We start from the raw sequence: 21,105 nt of genomic DNA, 5'->3' as shown, positions 1-21,105 counted from the left end.
AAAAATAATAATTAAAATTCTTTTTTAAATTGACAACTTATAATAAGTTTTACTTATGATACGGTTCTTTTCTGATTATTTTAATTGAGCGGTAGATTTGTTCTAATAGAACTACTCTAACCAAATTATATGGTAATGTTAGTTTACCGAAACTTATTTTATTTTTGATCAGTGTTTTGAAATTATAACTAAAACCGTCGCTAGGCCCAATTATAAAAGTGACATTGCCACCCTTGAAGTCCTTAATATCACAAATTGTTTTAGCGAATGCCTCGGATGTTTGTTGAATAGCATCTATTTCCAATAAAAATATATTAGGGTCATTGATATTTTTAATCTTAGTTTTTATCGCTTCTTCATTTCTTGCCATGTTAGTTTTAATATCATTTGTACTACTCTCTGTGATCTCCACTATATTTATATCGACAAACTTTTTCAATTTATTTAAATATAAATTGTAGATTTCCAGATATTCCTTGCTCATTTTATTAAAACAAATAATTTTGATATTTATCATACATTTCTCCAAGATTTTAAATATACACTAATCATATAACATTTCGTAACTAACGACTAAAATAAAACAAGTTTATGGTAAAATATATTAAATTAGATTTTGGAGGAAATTTATATGTCTGAAAGAAAACACTTTCAATCTGTATTGGATCTAAGACCTCAATTTGAAAATATAATAGATGCATTAGTTCCTGATATTCAATTTTCATACTCAGCAATTTTGAACAATTCAACTATACAAACATATTTTAATATGATCTCATTAGAATATTACGGTTACGAATTTTATCAATTATTGAGATTAAATAAACTAGAGTTTAAGTTAAATGAAAGAACGCTAAATTTAACAATATTAGAAATGGTATATAACATAGTTTTGCAAATAGTTTCTAGAAAATGAAGATACTCAGAGTATATTGCTTATGATATGTACATATTACCACTACGTATTCAAAAATATGTAAATGCAATGAATTACAAATTTATCGAAACAGAGATTGAAAATAATAAAGTGGTTTTTAAATTAGTAAGTCAAAAAGAAAGAATCATTTCAGAGAAAGTAATAGAAGAGTATCAAGATGATAGGATTAACAATATAATTCACCAATTTAGATCGGCTACAGAACACGAAATTGAACTAAAGTTAGCTTTATTTAAAAATATTGCATTATTTATTGAGGTTGGTAAACCTATAATGTATCAGAAATTTGGGAATAAATTTGCGGATGATTTTTATAGCCAAGTTACAATATTAGATAAATATAAATCCGATAGTTTAACCGAAAAGCAAAAAAAACACATTGCTAAGGTTGTTGATGATTTATTTAATATTTCAGTATTATTAGTATTACTAATGAGTGATTCTATGAGAGCTGGAGTTTGATCTAAGATAAGTGCAGAAGAAAAACGAAAAAAAGAACTTGATAGAACTAGAAGAACTATTGAGGAAGCAAATCGAAGACTACAAGCTATTAAAGAACAAGAAGCTTCTGACGTGAAAAGAATAGGTTCAATTAAAAAGTAAATATTTCCTAAAAGTTATGCATTTTAAGTATAACTTTTTTTATTTTCATAAAAAAACTTTGCTTATATTTGAAATTTAAGCAAAGAATAAAATATTAATATTTTGTTGTTATTACTTCCCTATTTTATAAGTAACCATAATTTTTCCACCATTAATTGCTTTATACACATTTGAATTTTCCTTTATAGAAACTTGAGCATTATAATCAAACATATAATTAACCTCTATTTCATTAATATCTACATTTTTATTCTTATTTTTGATAGCAGCTATAATAGTTTCTCTATTTTTATTCTTAATAGTTCCTAAATCAGTAACAGTTAAGTCTGTTGATAAATCTTTAAGGGTTGCTTTGACAGAGAACTCGATGTTTATTTCAGAACCAGCAGCGATTTGGTTATATACTTTTGATTCTTTTTTAACTGAAACTTTTGCACTTTTATCTGTTATTGAAGATAAAGTTAACTGATCAACAACAACATTCTCATTTTTTTCTTTGATAGCATTCATGATTGTTTTTTCATCTTTATTTGCCAACTCACCTAATTTGGTAACAGTTAAGTCTTTTGATAAATCTTTAAGGATTGCTTTGACAGAGAACTCGATGTTTATTTCAGAACCAGCAGCGATTTGGTTATATACTTTTGATTCTTTTTTAACTGAAACTTTTGCACTTTTATCTGTTATTGAAGATAAAGTTAACTGATCAATAACAACATTCTCATTTTTTTCTTTGATAGCATTCATGATTGTTTTTTCATCTTTATTTGCCAACTCACCTAATTTTGTAACAGTTAAGTCTGTTGATAAATCTTTAAGGATTGCTTTAACAGAGAACTCGATGATTATTTCAGAACCAGCATCGATTTGTTTATATACTTTTGAGTCTGTTTTTACTGAAACTTTTGCACTTTTATCTGTTATTGAAGATAAAATTAACTGATCAATAACAACATTCTCATTTTTTTCTTTGATAGCATTCATGATTGTTTTTTCATCTTTATTTGATAAATCACCTAATTTGGTAACAGTTAAGTCTGTTGATAAATCTTTAAAGGTTGCTTTGACAGAGAACTCGATGTTTATTTCAGAACCAGCAGTAATTTGGTTATATACTTTTGATTCTTTTTTAACTGAAACTTTTGCACTTTTCTCTGTTATTGAAGATAAAACTAACTCATCAATTATAATATTTTTATTTTTTTCTTTGATTGCATTCTTTATTGTTTTTTCCTCTTTATTTGCTAAATCACCTAATTTGGTATTAGTTAGTACTGATGATAAATCTTTAAGGGTTGCTTTTTCTTTTGAACAAGCAACCAATGAAACTGGACCTGCTCCTATAAGTGTTATTGACCCTAATATACTTAATAGTTTCTTCATATTTTTCAACTACCTCCCAGTAAATTCGTTTAGGTTAAAACCCGTTTGTGATATTAACAAAAAAAAAAAAAAAAACATATGTTTATAAGAAAATATGTTTTTTTAGTTAGTAATAATTATTTTTAGTTTTAAACTGGTTGCTTTGTTGATGAAATAACTAATTCTCTAACAGCAACAGATTGAGGTAACTCGTATGTATAAAGTATCATATCCGCAACTACTGACGTCTTTAATCCACCGTCCAACTTAGATTTTCATTCATTATATGTTTCGATAGAATCTTTATTTACTGTGTTTGAAATAAGATTAGTATCAACAAGAGCTGGTGCTATTGTTGTGACTCTTACATTATATGGTGCTAGCTCTTTTCTTGCTTGTTCACTAATAGCATGAACTGCAAACTTTGTACCATTATAAATTGCCCTGTTTTCGGAGGTTCATCTACCAGCTACACTACTAATATTTATGATAGTACCTGTTAATCTTTCTTTCATATCATTAATCACAATATGCATTCCATTTAAAACACCTTTTACATTAATATCTACCATTTGATATTGTTGTTCAATATTCATGTCAAATATTTTTCCTAAAGGCATAATTCCTGCATTGTTAATCAAAAGATCTGTTTTACCATAAGTATTTTCTGCAAATCGAACAGCACTTTCAAACGCCTTTAAATCTTGAACATCAACACTTTTACAAATAGTATTAGGTAAATTCAACTCTGTCAGTGGTTCCAATCTTCTAGCCAATAACAATAAAGGATAACCTTTTTTTGAAAAACATAACGCTAATTCTTTACCTATACCAGAGGATGCTCCAGTTATTACTACTAATTTTTTCATTTAAAACCTCTAAATATTTAATTATTCAAATATTATCTCATTCTACCTAGGCCACCCAAGTTTGGCATTTTTCCAGACTTCATTTGTTTCGCCATCTCAAGAACTTGTTTTTTTCCTTTGTCAAATTGATTAAGTAAGTCATTGTACTCTTTTTCTGTTCTTCCTGAACCTTTTAAAATTCTTTGCTTTCTTGTGATTGCTTTTAAAATTCTAGGGTCACGTCTCTCTTTTACTGTCATTGAGTCCATTAAAACATTAGCAACAAATAATCGTTTTTGCGCTTGTTCAATTTGTGTTTCATTGATCTTCCCATTCATCCCTGGCATCATTTTCATTAAGCCACTAATGTTACCCATTTTAGCAAGTTGAGCTAATTGGTTTCTCAAATCTTCTAAATCAAATTGACCAGCAAACATACGCTTCATTGTTTTTTCCATAGTTCTTTGGTCTACAACAGCCGCTGCTTTTTCGAATAAAGTATCAACATCACCCAATCCTAGAATTCGGTCGGCCATACGTTTTGGATGGAACTCTGCTAACGCATTTATACCCTCACCCTCACCGATAAATTTAATTGGTAACTTAGTTATATCCGTAATAGATAATGTAGCACCCCCACGCGCATCACCATCTAGCTTGGTTACAATTACACCACTAAGTTTAAGAGTTTTGTTAAATTCCTGACTAACATTTATAATATCTTGACCCGTCATCCCATCGACTGTTAAAATAATTTCTTGTGGTGAAACAGCTTTTCTAATATCATTTAATTCTTTCATTAATGTTTTATCAATTTGTAGTCGTCCAGCAGTATCCAAAATAATAACATCATAGTTATTTTTTTGAGCGAAATCAACTGCTTCTTTAGCTGTTTTTACTGGACTTTGTTTTCCTTTTTCAAAGGTGTCTAGATTATTTTTATTACCCAATTCAACCAATTGATCAATAGCACCTGGACGGTAAATATCTAGACCTACCATTAATACCTTCTTTTTATATTTCTTTGATATTAAATTACTCAATTTACCTACAGTTGTTGTTTTACCTGCCCCTTGTAAACCAGCCATCATGATTATTGAGGGTTTTTTATTGATTTCAAGTGGAGTATTCACCTTACCCAAAATTTCAACAAGTTCTTCATGAACTATTTTTATCATTTGTTGATCGGCTCTTAAACCATCTTGAATGAATTCTCCTTGACTTTTATCTTCTATTTTTTTTATGAATTTTTTGACTACATCAACGTTTACGTCCGCTTCAAGAAGAGATAATCTAATCTCTCTCAAGACTTCTTTTATATTATCTTCATTTAAAGTTGTCTTTTTTAAATTTTTTTCAATAGACTTTTTCATTCTATTAGCTAAAAAATCTCCAAATCCCATTTTAATCAACTCCAATCATCTAATTAATTATAGCATATAAAAAAATGACTAAAATCGGCTTTTAGTTTGATAATAAAATAAAAAAACCGTTTAAACGGTTTTATACCTTTAGAGATTGTCTGATTTCTCTAATCAAAGTGATAACTATCTCTCCTGGTGTTCTGTTAATAGATGATATTTTGTCCTTGATTTTGTAGACTAATTTTTTCAGTTCATAGTCATCTACTAAATTAGGATTAACAATTACCCTTATTTGACGCCCTGCTTGTAACACATATGCTTTTGAAACACCTTCAAAACTTAAACAAGTTTCTTCGATCTCTCTCATTCTGTGCATATATTCCTCTGAGTTATTATTACGAGCTCCGGTTCTAGCGGCACTTAAAGTGTCTGCAATTGCTACAATTTCTGCATAAAATGATTTTTTTTCAACATCACCATGATGAGCTTCAACTGCGTTAACAATTATTTCATCCATTTTTACTTTGCGCAATAATTGAGCTCCCAATGAGATATGGGAACCTTCTTTTTCGAAGTCTATTGCTTTTCCAATATCATGTAATAAGCCTGCCAATAATGCTGTATCTTCATCAAGTTCAAGCTCGGCTGCTATTAATTTAGAGAAAGTTGCTACTTCGATTGAATGTTGCAAAACATTTTGACCATAACTATATCTAAACTTCAACTTACCTAAGGATTTGATAACCTCAATATCCAAATTATTGATTTTAAATAGCTCCATGATTTCATAACCAGTTTGTTCGAAAGTTTCTTCCAACTTTTGTTCTTGTAATATCAACTGTTCCTCAATAGCTACGGGTTGAATTTTTCCTGATTTCATTAATGCCTCTAATGCTTTGTAGGCGATTTCTCTTCTTATTGGATTGAAAGAAGATATGAGAATTCTGTTAGGAACCTCATCAATGACAATGTCAACACCACCATATTGTTGGAAAGTTTTAACATTTCTACCTTCCCTACCTATAATTTTTCCTTTTAAATTATCGTCTTCAATTTTGAAAATTGTGGTGTTTTTTTCTGTTGCAACCTGAACAGAACATTTTTGCATTGCATCAATCAATATTTCATTCGCTCTTTGTTTAGAATTTATTAAAAGTTTTTCTTCTTTAATTTTTAGTTCCTTTGCTAAATCTTCAATGTAGGTTTTCTCTGTATATAAAATTAACTTCTCTTTAGCTTCTTCGACATTCATTTCAGATGTTATTTCTAAAATAGAAACTACTTGATCAATCTCTGTTGATAACTTGCTTTTCATTTTTTTTACTTCTATTTGGGATTGAACAAGTTTTTCTTCTTTGTCAGCAACTTCTTCTAGTTGTTCAAAAAGAAGTTTTTTCTTTTTAATATAATCTTTTTCTAGAGATTCTAACTCCTCTTTTTTCAAATCGATTTCTTCTTCAGCTTTAGCCTTCATTGCAGCAATTTCAACTTTGGTATCTGCCATTGCAGTCATTTTTAGCTTTTTTGCGTCGCTCTGTGCTTTTTTTAAGACATTCTTGTACTTGCGACTAAACAGTATATATATTAGTGCGGTTGTAAGTAATACTGATAGCACAACAAATACTGTTATTATGACAATGAATGTATCGTTTTCTCATGTAAATTTCATCTATGTTACTCCTAACTGATGAAAAGCGGTTTTGTAATTCAACACTTTAATTATATACCTTTGAATATCGAAAAAGCATATATCAAAGCAAAAAACTATTTATATGAGATTTCATAAGGCTAATAAACAAAAAGACCTAGTTGAAGGTCTCTTTTATTCCAAAAGCTTGTAAAAGCATTAGAGTTTAAATAATATAAAATGCTTATATGAAATCTTTTTATTGTATTTTATTTGTATCAAGAACATTATTTTTAGATTTGTTTTTTAACAAAACTAATCCAAAGATTGTTAAAGTAGTAGCTAATATAGTTAACACAAATACTACTGGAGATACCAAAATTAGGAAAAGTGTAAATACTCACGAAATAATGCAAAGAACTATTTTAGAGTTTTTGAAATAAATGCTAGATAAGATTATCGAAACCAATGATAATGATATATAAATTGATATAAAAGAGATATTTTTCGCATTTAAATCTAAAATGAATATATTGATTATTTGTTTAATGATACATAGGATAGACGACAATATTATTATTACCTGTGTAACTTTAAAGTAAAACTTATTTTTTTGTTCTCGATTATAATCAAAACCTTCGTAATAATAAATAAATGTTATTAGACCTAAAATTAGTAACCCAACTGCTATTAGAGTTTTTATAACATTAACATCAGCATTTACAAAGTTATCTATTGCAATACAAAATGTAGCACTTAGAAAATTTAAAATCAAGAAAGGAATTAATGATTTATTTTTTTTATTAATTATTAAAATTAAACCATATATGAAGGTTGCAATTAATAAAACTAAATTAATGGAAGTCGCAGAGATTAAAGAAATGAACCTATCCACATTATCATTCTTATATTTATGATCAAGATAAACGGGGATATTAACCATGTAACCAAAGAAAACATTTACAAGAACTGCTACACCTAGCATGATTATTAAACCTACTAAACATTTTTTGTAGTTCGGTGTTTTTTTTATCATATTATTCCTCCTTTATAGTTGTATTGATAAATTAGTTCCGTCATCTTACTTAACTTAGAACAAAGACATTTAATATTGTATTCACCACCCGAGCGAATAATTTTTTTTGTATAGTAGTACTATAGTAAGTAGTTTACTTATTGAAATGTATAATAATGTGATTAGACTTATTAAATTTTATAAGATGCCCTTAATAGTTTGGTTAGTTTATCTAAATATATAAAACAAATTATTCAAAAACATAATATAAACAATTAATAAGAAAAGTTAAATAAACTTTTTATAGATGACATAATTCAAGTATATTTAAAGTGAAGTCAAAAGTAATAGTTTAAGTTTTGATTTTTTTTACTTATTTAAATTAATAACTAAGATATTATTCTTGATTGAATGATATTATGTTAATAATTTGACAGAACCAATTTTTATTTTATGACTTAAGCTTTCATATATTTATTTTCATTATAGTTGAACTTATCGCATCTAAATTTAGTAAAATATCATGACTCAAAGGATTATTTCTAAAGACTTACTTTTTTTTGTTTATTATTATGTAAAGTCTTTGTATTACATATATATAAATATTTTAAGCTTCAAGTTATCAAAAAGATTCTCTCTTGAAGATTATCAATATTAACGTCTCTTACAACTTTGTTAATTTATAATTATAAATCTTATAAAAAATAATCAAGTTAATACAGTTGACAACTTTATTATTTCCTCCTATCGATTAGAAATTACTCTATATTTAATTACTATTGCAGAGTAATTATGAATTCATAATATTTGAATAAAAAAAAATAGTAGAAAAGATAGTATTTAATTACTAAATTTAAAAATTAATTGTTCTGTTATAGTTTTTATAACATTTAGATGTACTTGTTAATATTTACCTAAAAAATTAATATTCTTCAATATGTAAAATTCATGTAGAATTATAAAAGTAAAAAAAGTTATTTTGTAAATATGAAGAATTAAAAATATAAGAAAATGTTGAAGATTTATAGACAGCGATTTATTGAAGATATCCTTTAGTAAGTTGATCAACATAAGAAACTCAAAATATATAAACAAAAGATTTTTTAAACTAGGATTTGAGAATGATAAAGATATATTTTAAATTCTATTTACAAATTTCTAAAAAAAAAAAAAAAAATCACACTCCAAAAGTGTGAAATGAATTTATTTTTTAATAACAATAAGTTTCTTTGAATCAACAAATTTCAAAATCAATTGGTATTCTTTACATTGATTTATTATTTCATAACTTCGTTGATCTTATTTTGAATTTCTAGTAACTTATCAGGATTTTTAATCAATCAATCTCGAACAGATTCTTTTCCTTGCCCTATTTTCTCTTCGTTGTAAGAATATCAAACACCAGCTTTTGTCAAAACATTATAAACAGTTGCAAGCTCAATAACTTCTAATTCTCTATCGATACCTCTGTTGTAGTTGATTGTTATTTGACAAGTTTTAAATGGTGGTGAAACTTTATTTTTTACCACTTTTATTTTAACTTTGTTAGCGCTTGGTTCACCATTATTCATAATAGTTTCCCCTTTTCGAACTTCTAATCTTACTGAAGAATAAAATCTAAGTGCTCTACCACCAGGTGTAACTTCAGGATTTCCAAAAATAACACCAACTTTTTCTCTTAATTGATTAATAAAAAGAACGGTTGTATTAGTTCTTGAAATAATCCCGTTTAGTTTTCTTAAGGCTTTTGACATCAAACGTGCTTGTAGACCGATTTGTTGGTCGGACATTTCACCATCTAATTCAATTTTTGGCACTAAAGCAGCAACAGAGTCAACAACAACAATGTTTATTGTGTTAGACTTCACCAACATTTCTAAAATATCGAGTGCTTGCTCACCAGAGTCTGGTTGTGCAACTATAAGATTATTGATATCCACTCCAAGATTCTTAGCATATCTTGGATCAAGAGCATGTTCTGCATCAATAAAAGCTGCTCTTCCACCTAGTTTTTGCGCCTCAGCAATGGCATGCAAAGATAAAGTCGTTTTACCACTTGATTCAGGTCCATAAATTTCAACAACTCTTCCTTTTGGATAACCACCAATTCCAATAGCTTTATCTAATAAGAAACTTCCAGTTGGAGTTGCTTCAATTAGAGAGTTTGCTTTGTCTCCCAATCTCATTATCGAACCTTTACCAAAAGTTTTTTCAATATCTTTTAATACAGCTTTAAATTCAGGATCATCATATATATTATTTTCCATATTTAAAATAGCCTCGTTTTTTGTTTTCTCAAAAATTTCTTTTATCATATCTTCCTCCCAATACATATATCGAGAGAAGAACATATTTTTTTACGTAATCCCTAATTTATTTTTAATTTTAGTTAATAATAAATTTAAAGCTTTTTTTTATATTTTTTCCTTGAAATATTTTTGTAAATATTCAATTCGAAGAGAAATACTTCGTCCTTAAGCAGGAATCCAACATATGATAAACCACTTCTTTGATTATGTAAATCAATTGGAGTAGCATAACCTGTAAAACCAACAACCACATCTGTGTTTAAAATATTTTTGGTTTTGTGTAGCATTTCTTTCAATGCTTCTATTGATACTGAAGAATATTTTTTAATTATTTCTGGTTCAATCCCAAGCTGATTAATTTTAAATTCATCACTATAGCATATAAAACCACCTTTATATACCGTGCTTGCTCCTGGAATATTTGATAAATCACTACCAAATAATCCGCCTGTGAATGATTCACAAGAAGAAATTGTATAATTATTTGCTTTTAAAAAATTAAATAATTTTTTCATTTCCACAAATCCTTAAAAAATATAATGAGACTAATCTGTCATAACCCACGTTCTGTACACAATTGTGCATCAACTATCTATCTATCGCTAAATCAGCGATCCAATTTTTCAGTTCAATTCCCGAAAAACTAGCTCCTCTACCAAAATTTGAGTTTCTTGCTTGTGGAGTTTACCCGTTCCATTTCACTATTTCTAGTTACTCGTCTCTGTGGCACTTTAAAGACATCACCATATGAAAAATCACTTAGGTTAGTCTTGTCGTCATCATAAAAGATGCCTAGGGTTATTTTTTCCCCTAGCACAAACACTACATCCATCTCAGGATGTGCAAGCGTGGAGTTTCCTCTATATTCTTTTTCAAATATAGCAGTTGATTTCAAACCAATCTCACCATATATTTTACACTATTCTTTATTAAACTTCCCTTTTTCTAAATTAGAAATTCTTTCAATTAATGCACTACTTCCCAACCCTTGTCTTGCAAGTTCCTCTTTTTGTTGTTCATTTAATTTTAAATGTGCCATTGTTGAACTAAGTTCTGACTTTAGTCTAGCAATTTTATCAGTAAGGTCTTTAATTTTCTTTTCTTGTTTTTGTTCCCTATCAGCAAATAACTTATAATCTTCTGCTATTATATCCAAGAATGCATCAACTTCTTCTACTTTATAACCCTTATATTCAACTTCAAAATCTTTTTGTAAAATATCTGTCCTTGTCAATTTTATAATGTTAGCCATAATTACCCCTTTTCTTCACTTTGAAATATTATATAACGAAATTTAGTTTTCAATCTATTTATTAATTCACAATAATAGCAATCAACATTGCTGTAATCTTTATGGAGGTTTCTATATGAAAAATAGTGCAAGATTAATATCAATAATAGGATCAATAATATTTTTTATTTCAGCAATTGTCACATTAATAAATGATCATTCAAAACGATGAAGTTTAGCAGAAGATATTTTTGTAATCATATTTTCAATCTTTTTGATTGTTATTTTGATAATAAAAACTAATCGAAAATTATCATTGTTGTGGTTCACACTTGTCTTATTATTTGGTGTTGTTTATATCATATTATTATTTACAAACTTTAAAAACCTTTTATATTTATCACCAGGTATCGTTTGTTGTATTGGTGGGATAATTGGATTAGTAGCAGTAGCAAAAGATTAAAATGAGTTCTTAAATAACTCATTTTTTTTATAAATAATGTAATTTGATAAAAGAAATCGGCGATATTAATTATGAGGTGATAATTTGATACTAAAAAATAAAGGACTTTACTTAGAAAGTGTCATAAACTATACACTTGAAAAATATTCTAATGATAGTTTAGCCTACTTTTATAAAATACCTTTGAATTCTACGTTAATTTCTGTTGATAACAATATCCTAAAGTCAAAGCTTACCAAAAACGTTTTTTGTGATTATATAGGTATATATAAAGGAGCCTATATAGAATTTGAGGCGAAAGAAACCGAGTTAGACTATTTTAATTTATCTAACATAAAAAAAAGTCAATTTGAAAAGTTAGAGATTGTTTCTAAAAACTCAGGGGTTTCATTTATAGTTGTTTATTTCCATAAGTATGATAAGTATTATGGATTATCATGAAGTAGTTTGCTAAATTTCAACACAAAAAAAATCAGTTTTGACTGATTTGAAAGAAATGGTTTCGAGATTTTTTTTGATGGTCGTTCACTAGGTTTGATTGATTTTATTAATCATTTAATCAATTGTATCTAGTCAACTTTAAATTATTTTTTTTAATATAATCATTAATTGTTTTTAATAAATCTTCAAAAGTTGTTATATTATTGTTGATTATTATTGATAGTAACTTTGGTTTTGAGATTCCTTTTTCGATATACGAAATTATAAGTTCAATTTCTTTTGCTTCTAGTTTTCTACCAATTAATTCTTCAATAAACAAATAATTAGTGTCATTGGTTAAATTTGAATTTTCTTCTTCAAGTTTAACTATTATTTTATTAAACAATGGAGTGAAGTCTAAAGAAGTTTTCTTACCTTTTTGTTCTAATTTTATTAAATTATTTACCAATAAGTTGTTAATTTCTTTTTCAATAATAGATTTTTCAATAGACATATATTTAGACAATTGAGATGGAGTAAAGTTTTTTTGTTCTTCGTTAGATAATTCCATAATTATTAATATTATTGCAAGTTGGTTTTCAGTTATAGATAGTTTTGAGTAATTGAGAATTAGTAAAGTTTTTTTATTGATTAATCCTTTTCTAAAAAAATCAAACACAGGGATTCCACCTTTCAAAAAAAATAAAAGTTGCTTATGCAACTTTTTTTATTAGTGATTAAATAAATTATTTAGCCACAGCTTCTTTAAGTTGTTTTGAAACTTTAAATTTCGCTACTGTAGTTGCAGGAATTTGGATTTTTGATCCTGTTGATGGATTAACACCTTCACGTGCAGCTCTTTCAGTAGTAACAAACTTTCCAAATCCAGAAATTGAAACTTCTTCTTTTTTCACTAAACATGAAACAATTTCGTCAAAAATGAAACTTACCATTTTTTCTGCCTCTGCTTTAGTTGAGTTAAAATTTGCTGATAGTTTTTCTGATAATTCTTTTTTAGTCATGGTTATTACCCCTTCTATCTATACCTATACTACCTTAGCGTATTTGAAAAAATCGTGTATTAATACACTAGGCTTGCCATTATTATATAGTATTTTATACATTATTTCAAAAAAAGGTGAGGAAATTTTGTGCTTTTTGATGATTTTATAAGCTAATTCACAAGCGGCCACACCCTCCACCGTATTTTTGTGAGTTTTTAATACATTTTTAGCATTGTCTTTTTCTGCAATTTGTAAACCTAATGAAAAGTTTCTTGATTTAGGAGAAGTTGCGGTTAATATTAAATCTCCTAATGTGGCAAAATTCATAAAAGTTTCTATTTTAGCTCCAAAATGTTTAGCAATATTGTATATTTCGGAATTGCCTATTGTAATAAGTGATGCTTTTGAGTTATCAGATCCGGCAAAACCAGTTAAAATTCCATTTGCGATGGCTACAGTATTTTTCAAGGCAGCTGCTATTTCACAACCTATAATATCTGTTGAAGTTTTAACAAAGAAGTATTCATTTGAGAAAATATCCGCCATTAATTGCGCCACTTCTTTATCTTCATTACAACTCATAACGCAAGTGGGTTTTCGCATTATCACTTCAATTGCAACTGATGGGCCATAAATTGCACCATATGACTTCATTACACCTTTGTTTGATAACTTGGTTTTTATTTTTTTACTAAGTACATCTAAGTTTTCGCTGTCTAACCCTTTTGATACATTTATGATGTGCATTTCTCTTTTTCCATACTTAAGAACATTATCTAAGGCATTATCTAAGGCAAATGTTGGTGTTGATAAAATTACTATTTCAGCCTTTTCCATAGCTTGTGCAAAATCGTTGGTAGCGATAATATTATCATTAATTATAAGGTCTCCAAAGAACTTTGAGTTCAAGTGTTTTTCATTGATATCGTTAATTTCGGTATTATCAATTCCAAACATAATAACTGAGTGTCCATTATCCGATAAAACATTAGCAAGGACAGTTCCATAAGCACCGGTGCCAACTATTGCTATTTTCATATTTTTCATTCTTATTTTCTCTCCCTAAAAATTATGTTGATTGGTACTCCTGAAAAATCAAATTGTGATCTTATTTGATTTTCTAGAAAACGTTTATAAGAAAAATGAACAAAAGAAGGATTATTGACGAACAACACAAATGTTGGTAAATAGGCCTCCACTTGTGAAGCATAATAAATTTTCAAACGACCACCATTATGATTTGGTGCTGGATTTATTAGTTGAGCTTTGTTGAAAATTTCGTTTAATAAACTTGTTCTAATTCTCTTCTTGATATTATCTCTCACTAATTCAACTATTTCAAATATTTTATGAACTCTTTTATTTTCTTTGGCTGATATAAAAATGACTTTAGCATAATTCAAATACTTGAAGTAGGCTTTAATCTCCTCTTCTTTCTTTTTCATCGTATTAGATTCCTTATTTTTAACTAAATCTCATTTGTTTCCGATAATGATTATTGGTTTATTTTCTTCGTAAGCAAAACCACCAATATTTGTATCGTGATCTGTTACAGGTTGACTAGCATCCAACATTAATATAACAACGTCTGCTTTATTGATGCTTGTTAAGGACCTTAAATAACTATATTTTTCTAAATTTTCGTATATTTTTCCTTTTTTTCTCATTCCTGCTGTGTCAATAATAGTATAGTTTTTACCTTCTACTTTTATTTTGGTGTCAACACTATCAATAGTGGTTCCAGCAACTTCAGATACAATCATTCTTTCCTCACCAACAATAGAGTTTACTAGGCTTGATTTACCCACATTTGGTTTACCAACGATAGAGATTTTTATATCATCTGAGTTCTCATTCATAGCAAACTTCGGCATTTTTGCTGTTATTGAGTCTAATAAATCACCAACCCCAATACCATGTGTTGAAGATATGAGACAAGGTTCTCCAAAACCAAGAGTCATAAAAGAATATGACTCATCATATGTTTGTTTTTTATCGTACTTATTAACTGCTAAAATTACTGGTTTTTTAGTTTTATATAATATTTTTGCAACCACTTCATCTTCTAGTGTTATACCTTCTCTAAAATTAATTACAAAAACTATTACGTCAGCTTCTTTGATGGCGATTTCAGCTTGCATTTTGATTTCTTTTGCGAATGCTGTATCTTGAAGGGTGATACCACCAGTATCAACAATTATAAAAGGCAAGGTCAATCACTCTGCATTTCCATACATTCTATCCCTTGTAACACCTGGTTTATCTTCTACTATGGCTTTTTTTTCTTTGATAATACGATTAAATAATGTAGATTTACCTACATTTGGTCTACCAACAATTGCTACAACACCTTTTCTTGACATGCTTAACCTCTTTCTTGATTTATCGAATGAATGTGTTTTAAGACTTTATCGACAACTTCATTAAAGGCTAAATCACTAGTATCAATTACTCATGCATCCTTTGCAATTTTTAGCGCTCCAACTTCTCTATTCATATCAGATTCATCTCTTGCTTTAATTTGGTTAAGGAGTATATTGTAATCCACACCTGATAAATTATTTTTTTTATTTTGTTCCATTCTTCTTTGGGCACGAGCCTCAGGCGAGCAATCAAAGTAAATCTTTAAGTCAGCCTTTGGTAGAACTACAGTCGTGATATCACGTCCAACCATTATATTCCTTCCATTTTCTACCATTTGTTTTTGTAAAAACACCATTTTCTCACGAACTTCACTTATAGTTGCAATATATTTGATATTTTCAACAACATCATAATCATTTATATATTGCGAATAATCATTGTCATTAATTTTTATAAATGAACCATCTATATCTACTGAATTAAGTTTTTTCAATAATTCAATAATTTGATCTTTTTTAGAAAAATTAACATTGTTTTGTAAGCATCATTTTGTAAATGCACGGTACATTAGACCAGTATCTATAAATTTAAATCCTATTTTTTCAGCCACTAATGACATAACTGAACTTTTACCACTACCAGCAGTTCCATCAACTGCTATATTAAAATTAGTTTGCATAATAAGAACTCCTTATAAAAAATATGGTGTGATAATAGAAACTATCATTATTATTATTGCCATTATTATGAATATCAAAACACCTTTAAATCTATATTTTTTCTCATACATTTTTCAATCTTTCATCAGTAGTGCTTGAGCTTTTTCTGTTTTATCACTCACTTCTGATAACATTTGCATAGTACTTCTTGTGTCTTGACTTCTAACTTTTTGCACAGTAGCCATAGATATCTCTTGTTCCACCCTTTTATTTAATTGTTGCTTTTGTTTCAACTTATCAATATTTATAGTAAAAATTTCTTCATTTTTTTTCAAACTGTTGAAATAACGAATAAACTTCTCATTTCTAAGTTCAATTTGTTCCTCTATATCACTATTTGGCATATTATTAGCGGGTGTTTCTTTAGATTTTATTTGTTTAAGGTCGTGCATATCTTTTCTAATCTCGTATTTTAAGTCCTCAGATATTAAACTAGTGGACCTATCTTTATCTAAATACGGTTTTTCGATTTGATGTTTTTTATCAAATATATCCAACTTTTCTTTAAAATAATTTACATCTATTTGTTTTAACTTTTCAAAAGTTGCACTTATTATTGATTTTTCATTATGAATTTGTATGTTATATGCTATTTCTTTATTAACTTGGTCATGAATTTGTTTATTTCTTTCCATTCTTGAAATCATATCCATACTTCACCTCTAATCAACATATATATTATAAATTAATTATGCCACTTTTTAAAATTTTGTTATGATAATGTTAGGTTAAGGAGAAATTTTTATGAAAAAAACTTGAATTGACAAACCTTTATGTATTGGTTGTATGGCTTGTGTTGAAATTGATGAAACAGAAACTCTCTTTATGGATGAAGATGGTTTAGCCGAAGCAAAAGATAATGATCTTGAACTGGTAGAGGCCCAAATGGTCTGTCCTACTGGTGCTGTAAAAATTGGATAAAAAAAATCTAGACAATGTCTAGATTTTTTTAATAATATAACTCTTTTTTATGTTTTTTTAACATCTCTCATATTTCAGATTCAAACTTTTTAGTACCATTTATTACAGCTAATAAAGGTGATTCACATATTTTAGTAGGAAGTTGAAGAGTGTCTGCAAAATACTTGTCAATACCCTTAATTAAAGAAGTACCGCCACATAAGGTTATACCATTTTTAAATATATCACCAGCCAATTCAGGTGGAGTTTCTTCAAGAACTTGTACGATTAAATCCAAGATTTTAGCCACACTTACTTTTAATACTTCTCTAATTTCTTCTGGATTGAGTTCTACTGTTCTTGGAAGACCAGAGACAACATCTCTTCCATAAACATTCATCCTTCTTTCATCAGGATATTTAGCTAATGAACCAATGTTAATTTTAATACTTTCTGATGTTTTAGCTCCAATATCCAAACCATATTGTGAACGCACAAACTTACAAACTTCGTCATTTAGGTAGTTACCAGCAACTTTGATTGATTTTGATAATACAATATCACCAGAACACATTACTGCAATATCTGTTGTACCTCCACCACTATCAACTATTAGTCTGCCGGTTGGAGCATTAATATTTACACCACCACCGATGGCTGCCATTTTTACTTCTTCTTCGATAAATACATACTTCGCACCAAAGCTTTGACCTATTTTCTTAAGTGCATTTCGTTCCAAAGTGGTTACTATTGATGGACAAGCTAAAAGCATAACGCACTCTTTTAAAATTTTTTCTAATCTTAATCTTGAGAAAATAAATTTTAACTGTGCCTGTGTTGCTTTTATATCTGTAATTACGCCATCAACCATAGGTCTAACTATTCTTAGATTCTTGTTACCTTTTCCAATCATCTTATAAGCTTCTTCACCAACTGCTACAATTTTGTTCTCTTTAATTTTATAGGCAACGATTGAAGGTTCATTATAAACAATACCTTGGTTACTAATATAAACCAGTGTAAAAGTTGTTCCTAAATCCATTCCCACAAAAATGTGTTTTTTACTATTTATCATATTTACCTCCAGCGAAGAAATGAATAAATCAATAACTTCCAAGTAGATTATAACATTAATAAAAAATAATTCCGTTAAATAGGTTATGTATGGAAATAATTTCAATCATAAATACATAAAGTTCAGCCTTCAGTTGGTTATTGTTTTATAGTTAATTTATTGTATGAATTTCAATACGCTCATGTTTTTCATTCTTTAACTTTTTTCTATAGGCTTTATTATTCAAACTATCATTTGAAAATTGCAAACTTAAAAAACAAAAAATCTAAATTTGGCATAAAATTGTTTATATAATGCGTATATAAAAAGCTAAAAATAATATAAAAAAAACTTGATGTAAAACATCAAGTTATTATATTAGTTGTGTTGTTATTTATTTTGAATTAGAATTTTGATTATGCTTTTTTAATTGGTCATAAATGTAACTTTCGTGTCTTTTGGTTCCGTTGATAACTGCCAATAAAGGAGATTGTCCTATTTTTGCAGGCAATTGTAATGTGTCACCAAAGTATTTATCTATCCCTTTAATCAATGCAGTTCCTCCACAAAGTGTCATACCATTTCTGAATATGTCACCAGCTAGTTCTGCAGGTGTTTCTTCAAGAACTCTAACAATCAAGTCGATAACTTTTGATAAAGGTATTTTTAAAACTTCTCTAATTTCTTCGGGTTTGATTTCGATTTCTCTAGGTAAACCAGAAACTATATCACGACCATAAACTTTCATAGTTTTTTCGTCTGGATACTTTGCCAAAGAACCCATTTTAATTTTCACAGTTTCTGCTGATTTTATTCCAACTTCCATACCATATTGTGATCTTATGAACTTCAAGATTTCTTCGTTTAAAACGTTTCCAGCAACCTTGATAGATTTAGAGATAACTATATCTCCAGAAGCGATTACAGCTACGTCAGTTGTTCCTCCACCCATATCTACTACTAATTGACCCATTGGTGCTTCAATATTAATACCACCACCAAGAGCTGCCATTTTAACTTCTTCTTCTACAAATACTGTTTGAGCTCCGAAAGAAGTTGCTATTTTTATTAGAGCACTTTTTTCCAAATCAGTAATAACTGATGGACATGCTAGCAACATAACAGAACCTTTTAAAATCTTATCCAATCTCAATCTTGAGAAGATGTATTTTAATTGTGCTTGCGTTGCTCTTATATCGGTGATAACACCATCAACCATTGGTCTAACAATTCTTAAATTTTTGTTACCTTTACCAATTAGTTTATAAGCTTCGTCTCCAACAGCCACAATTTTATTTTCTTTAATTTTGTAAGCAACTATTGATGGTTCATTATACACAATACCTTGCCCACTTATATATACCAATGTTGACGCTGTACCTAAGTCCATTGATACAAAAATCGGTTTTTTTCCTGCCATATTTCTTCCTCTTTTCAATATAATTAAATAATTTTTAACTACCAATAGATTGTACCAAAAAACCCTTAATTAATGAGTTTTAATTAAAAATCTCGTGGTGCAATTTTATCAATTGTTTTATAAATTGATATAAATATTCCATAGTTTAAAGTAAATTTTAAATAATTAAAACCAATCAAGATCAATGCAAAAGGTAAAGTTTTCAAACCTTCAGCTCCATATAATTTAAGTAAAAAAGAGAAATTTAAAAAAGTATTTCATAAACTAGTTAGACTAATTACAATTAAAGATACAATCAATAGTTTTATATAAACTCCATACTTAACTTTTAGTACAACTTTAGTTCTGAAAATTCATGCAAAGAGAATAAACATCCCCAAAGAGAAACTATCACTTAAATTCATAGCCAATACTCCTATTGGTTCAGCTAATGGGTCAATACCGATAAATCTCATTCAAGTGGCAGGAAACACAAGTAACATCGCATAAAAACCATTTATAAGTTTTCAACAGATAAGGAATGAGAAAAAACTTATTTCAATTCTTAAAAAATTATAAATCGGTATCAAACTAAACAAAATAACACTAAGCCATGACAAAAATAGATTAAAAGCCAGTAACATTGCCATAATTGTTATTCTTTGAGTATTAAGTCGAAAATAACTTTTCCACCTATCTTTTTTTAAATTCTTATCTTTTAAAATTATATTTTCCTTGTCTGTTGGTAAACTTTTAAAGTTTTTCATAATTCCCCTTTTTCAATAATTTCGCAATTAACATAGTAATTTTACTATAAAATTTATTTGTATAAGGAGAAATAAATTATGAAAAATAATGTTATTGAAATGATAGTAGAAATTCCAAAAGGAAGTTCTAATAAATATGAATATGATTTGAAAACAAAAAGCATAAGTCTTGATAGAGTTTTATATGGGGCTAATTTTTACCCAGGTGAATATGGTTTTATAGATGACACTCTAGATTGAGATGGAGATCCTTTAGATGTTATAAGTTTGGTAACTTACCCAACAATGCCTGGTGTGAAGGTGAAAGTAAGAATCTTAGGTACAATAAAAATGATAGATGCTGGTGAAATTGACACTAAACTTTTCGGTGTTTTTAATGATGACCCAAGATTTGAAAGTTACCAAAAATTAGAAGACGTTCCACAACATTTAAAAAATGAGATTGAAAACTTTTTCTTACAATATAAAGCTTTACAAAAAAAAGAAGTGCGAATTGAAGGATGAGGAGACCTTGATCACGCAATTAATGAAATCAAAGAATGTAAAGAAAGATTTTTGGAATATAAAGACAGATATCTTAAAGATGGAGGAAAAGAGGAAATATTAGCAGAGTGGAAATCTAAAGGTTTAGGTCAAGCTTAAATAATCAAAAAACTTTGGAAATAATCCAAAGTTTTTTGTTGTTTATATTTTATTACCAATAATTATCTAATGTTTTT

General features: G+C 28.2%; 23 protein-coding genes and 1 other RNA gene. 5 read left to right on the top strand and 19 right to left on the bottom strand.

Features of this window, described 5'->3' with window-relative positions; translation table 4 throughout:
* Positions 1-49 precede the first annotated feature (49 nt).
* Positions 50-517, bottom strand: a complete 468-nt coding sequence (locus ACI2WZ_RS01615) for a 23S rRNA (pseudouridine(1915)-N(3))-methyltransferase RlmH (RefSeq protein WP_500245038.1) — start codon at positions 515-517, stop codon at positions 50-52.
* Positions 518-631: 114 nt separating this feature from the next.
* On the opposite strand from ACI2WZ_RS01615, the gene ACI2WZ_RS01610 reads away from it, so the two are divergent.
* Entirely contained in the window at positions 632-1,540 is a 909-nt protein-coding gene (locus ACI2WZ_RS01610; protein ID WP_500245037.1) for a hypothetical protein, read from the top strand.
* 111 nt (positions 1,541-1,651) lie between these two features.
* Here the strand turns inward: ACI2WZ_RS01610 and ACI2WZ_RS01605 are convergent, their stop codons facing one another.
* From ACI2WZ_RS01605 to ACI2WZ_RS01565, 9 genes are all read right to left on the bottom strand, one after another.
* Positions 1,652-2,923, bottom strand: a complete 1,272-nt coding sequence (locus tag ACI2WZ_RS01605) for a lipoprotein (protein WP_500245036.1) — start codon at positions 2,921-2,923, stop codon at positions 1,652-1,654.
* Positions 2,924-3,051: 128 nt separating this feature from the next.
* Complete coding sequence (locus ACI2WZ_RS01600) at positions 3,052-3,771, bottom strand: SDR family oxidoreductase (protein ID WP_500245035.1); 720 nt, start codon at positions 3,769-3,771, stop codon at positions 3,052-3,054.
* 32 nt (positions 3,772-3,803) lie between these two features.
* On the bottom strand, positions 3,804-5,153 hold the full coding sequence (gene ffh, locus ACI2WZ_RS01595) for a signal recognition particle protein (protein WP_023789096.1): 1,350 nt from the start codon (positions 5,151-5,153) through the stop codon (positions 3,804-3,806).
* Between the two features lie 100 nt (positions 5,154-5,253).
* Positions 5,254-6,783, bottom strand: coding sequence for a ribonuclease Y (rny, locus tag ACI2WZ_RS01590; protein ID WP_500245034.1), 1,530 nt, complete (start codon positions 6,781-6,783; stop codon positions 5,254-5,256).
* A gap of 217 nt (positions 6,784-7,000) precedes the next feature.
* Positions 7,001-7,777, bottom strand: coding sequence for a hypothetical protein (locus tag ACI2WZ_RS01585; RefSeq protein ID WP_500245033.1), 777 nt, complete (start codon positions 7,775-7,777; stop codon positions 7,001-7,003).
* Positions 7,778-9,033: 1,256 nt separating this feature from the next.
* Positions 9,034-10,023, bottom strand: a complete 990-nt coding sequence (gene recA, locus ACI2WZ_RS01580) for a recombinase RecA (protein WP_500223110.1) — start codon at positions 10,021-10,023, stop codon at positions 9,034-9,036.
* A 134-nt stretch (positions 10,024-10,157) separates the two neighbouring features.
* Positions 10,158-10,580 carry a CinA family protein gene (locus ACI2WZ_RS01575; RefSeq protein ID WP_500245032.1) on the bottom strand — a complete coding sequence of 141 codons (423 nt, stop codon included), beginning with the start codon at positions 10,578-10,580 and terminating at the stop codon, positions 10,158-10,160.
* 36 nt (positions 10,581-10,616) lie between these two features.
* Positions 10,617-10,962: RNase P RNA component class B (gene rnpB, locus ACI2WZ_RS01570), an RNA gene on the bottom strand.
* A gap of 22 nt (positions 10,963-10,984) precedes the next feature.
* Entirely contained in the window at positions 10,985-11,317 is a 333-nt protein-coding gene (locus tag ACI2WZ_RS01565; RefSeq protein ID WP_500222788.1) for a DivIVA domain-containing protein, read from the bottom strand.
* A 115-nt stretch (positions 11,318-11,432) separates the two neighbouring features.
* On the opposite strand from ACI2WZ_RS01565, the gene ACI2WZ_RS01560 reads away from it, so the two are divergent.
* Positions 11,433-11,759, top strand: a complete 327-nt coding sequence (locus ACI2WZ_RS01560; protein WP_023789088.1) for a hypothetical protein — start codon at positions 11,433-11,435, stop codon at positions 11,757-11,759.
* A gap of 84 nt (positions 11,760-11,843) precedes the next feature.
* On the top strand, positions 11,844-12,332 hold the full coding sequence (locus ACI2WZ_RS01555; RefSeq protein WP_023789087.1) for a Holliday junction resolvase RecU: 489 nt from the start codon (positions 11,844-11,846) through the stop codon (positions 12,330-12,332).
* Here the strand turns inward: ACI2WZ_RS01555 and ACI2WZ_RS01550 are convergent.
* The 6 genes from ACI2WZ_RS01550 to ACI2WZ_RS01525 form a co-directional block, all read right to left on the bottom strand.
* Positions 12,307-12,858 carry a DnaD family protein gene (locus ACI2WZ_RS01550; protein ID WP_023789086.1) on the bottom strand — a complete coding sequence of 184 codons (552 nt, stop codon included), beginning with the start codon at positions 12,856-12,858 and terminating at the stop codon, positions 12,307-12,309. The two genes, ACI2WZ_RS01555 and ACI2WZ_RS01550, sit on opposite strands and share 26 nt — an antisense overlap.
* 67 nt (positions 12,859-12,925) lie before the next feature.
* Positions 12,926-13,201, bottom strand: a complete 276-nt coding sequence (locus ACI2WZ_RS01545) for an HU family DNA-binding protein (protein ID WP_023789085.1) — start codon at positions 13,199-13,201, stop codon at positions 12,926-12,928.
* Between the two features lie 24 nt (positions 13,202-13,225).
* On the bottom strand, positions 13,226-14,230 hold the full coding sequence (locus tag ACI2WZ_RS01540; protein ID WP_500245031.1) for an NAD(P)H-dependent glycerol-3-phosphate dehydrogenase: 1,005 nt from the start codon (positions 14,228-14,230) through the stop codon (positions 13,226-13,228).
* A gap of 2 nt (positions 14,231-14,232) precedes the next feature.
* Positions 14,233-15,546: a ribosome biogenesis GTPase Der gene (gene der / locus ACI2WZ_RS01535; protein ID WP_500222781.1), complete on the bottom strand. Its 1,314-nt coding sequence runs from the start codon at positions 15,544-15,546 to the stop codon at positions 14,233-14,235.
* Positions 15,547-15,548: 2 nt separating this feature from the next.
* Positions 15,549-16,226: a (d)CMP kinase gene (gene cmk, locus ACI2WZ_RS01530; RefSeq protein WP_500245030.1), complete on the bottom strand. Its 678-nt coding sequence runs from the start codon at positions 16,224-16,226 to the stop codon at positions 15,549-15,551.
* Between the two features lie 12 nt (positions 16,227-16,238).
* Positions 16,239-16,913, bottom strand: coding sequence for a hypothetical protein (locus ACI2WZ_RS01525; protein ID WP_144083783.1), 675 nt, complete (start codon positions 16,911-16,913; stop codon positions 16,239-16,241).
* 97 nt (positions 16,914-17,010) lie between these two features.
* Between ACI2WZ_RS01525 and ACI2WZ_RS01520 the strand changes: the two genes are divergently transcribed.
* Entirely contained in the window at positions 17,011-17,187 is a 177-nt protein-coding gene (locus tag ACI2WZ_RS01520; protein WP_023789080.1) for a ferredoxin, read from the top strand.
* Between the two features lie 28 nt (positions 17,188-17,215).
* On the opposite strand, the gene ACI2WZ_RS01515 is transcribed toward ACI2WZ_RS01520, so the two are convergent.
* The 3 genes from ACI2WZ_RS01515 to ACI2WZ_RS01505 all read right to left on the bottom strand — a co-directional run bounded on the left by ACI2WZ_RS01515 (position 17,216) and on the right by ACI2WZ_RS01505 (position 20,386).
* Positions 17,216-18,241 carry a rod shape-determining protein gene (locus ACI2WZ_RS01515; RefSeq protein WP_500245029.1) on the bottom strand — a complete coding sequence of 342 codons (1,026 nt, stop codon included), beginning with the start codon at positions 18,239-18,241 and terminating at the stop codon, positions 17,216-17,218.
* A 373-nt stretch (positions 18,242-18,614) separates the two neighbouring features.
* Positions 18,615-19,640, bottom strand: coding sequence for a rod shape-determining protein (locus ACI2WZ_RS01510; protein ID WP_500245028.1), 1,026 nt, complete (start codon positions 19,638-19,640; stop codon positions 18,615-18,617).
* 83 nt (positions 19,641-19,723) lie between these two features.
* On the bottom strand, positions 19,724-20,386 hold the full coding sequence (locus ACI2WZ_RS01505; RefSeq protein WP_023789077.1) for a hypothetical protein: 663 nt from the start codon (positions 20,384-20,386) through the stop codon (positions 19,724-19,726).
* A gap of 78 nt (positions 20,387-20,464) precedes the next feature.
* Here ACI2WZ_RS01505 and ACI2WZ_RS01500 point away from each other — a divergent pair, with 78 nt between their 5' ends.
* Positions 20,465-21,028, top strand: coding sequence for an inorganic diphosphatase (locus ACI2WZ_RS01500; protein ID WP_023789076.1), 564 nt, complete (start codon positions 20,465-20,467; stop codon positions 21,026-21,028).
* Positions 21,029-21,105: the final 77 nt, after the last annotated feature.

This window comes from Spiroplasma endosymbiont of Megachile willughbiella, from assembly GCF_964273395.1.
Classification (GTDB): Bacteria; Bacillota_I; Bacilli_A; order Mycoplasmatales; family Mycoplasmataceae; genus Spiroplasma_A; species Spiroplasma_A apis.
Note: the sequence above shows the minus strand (reverse complement) of the source record. Positions and strands in the feature narration are given on the sequence as shown.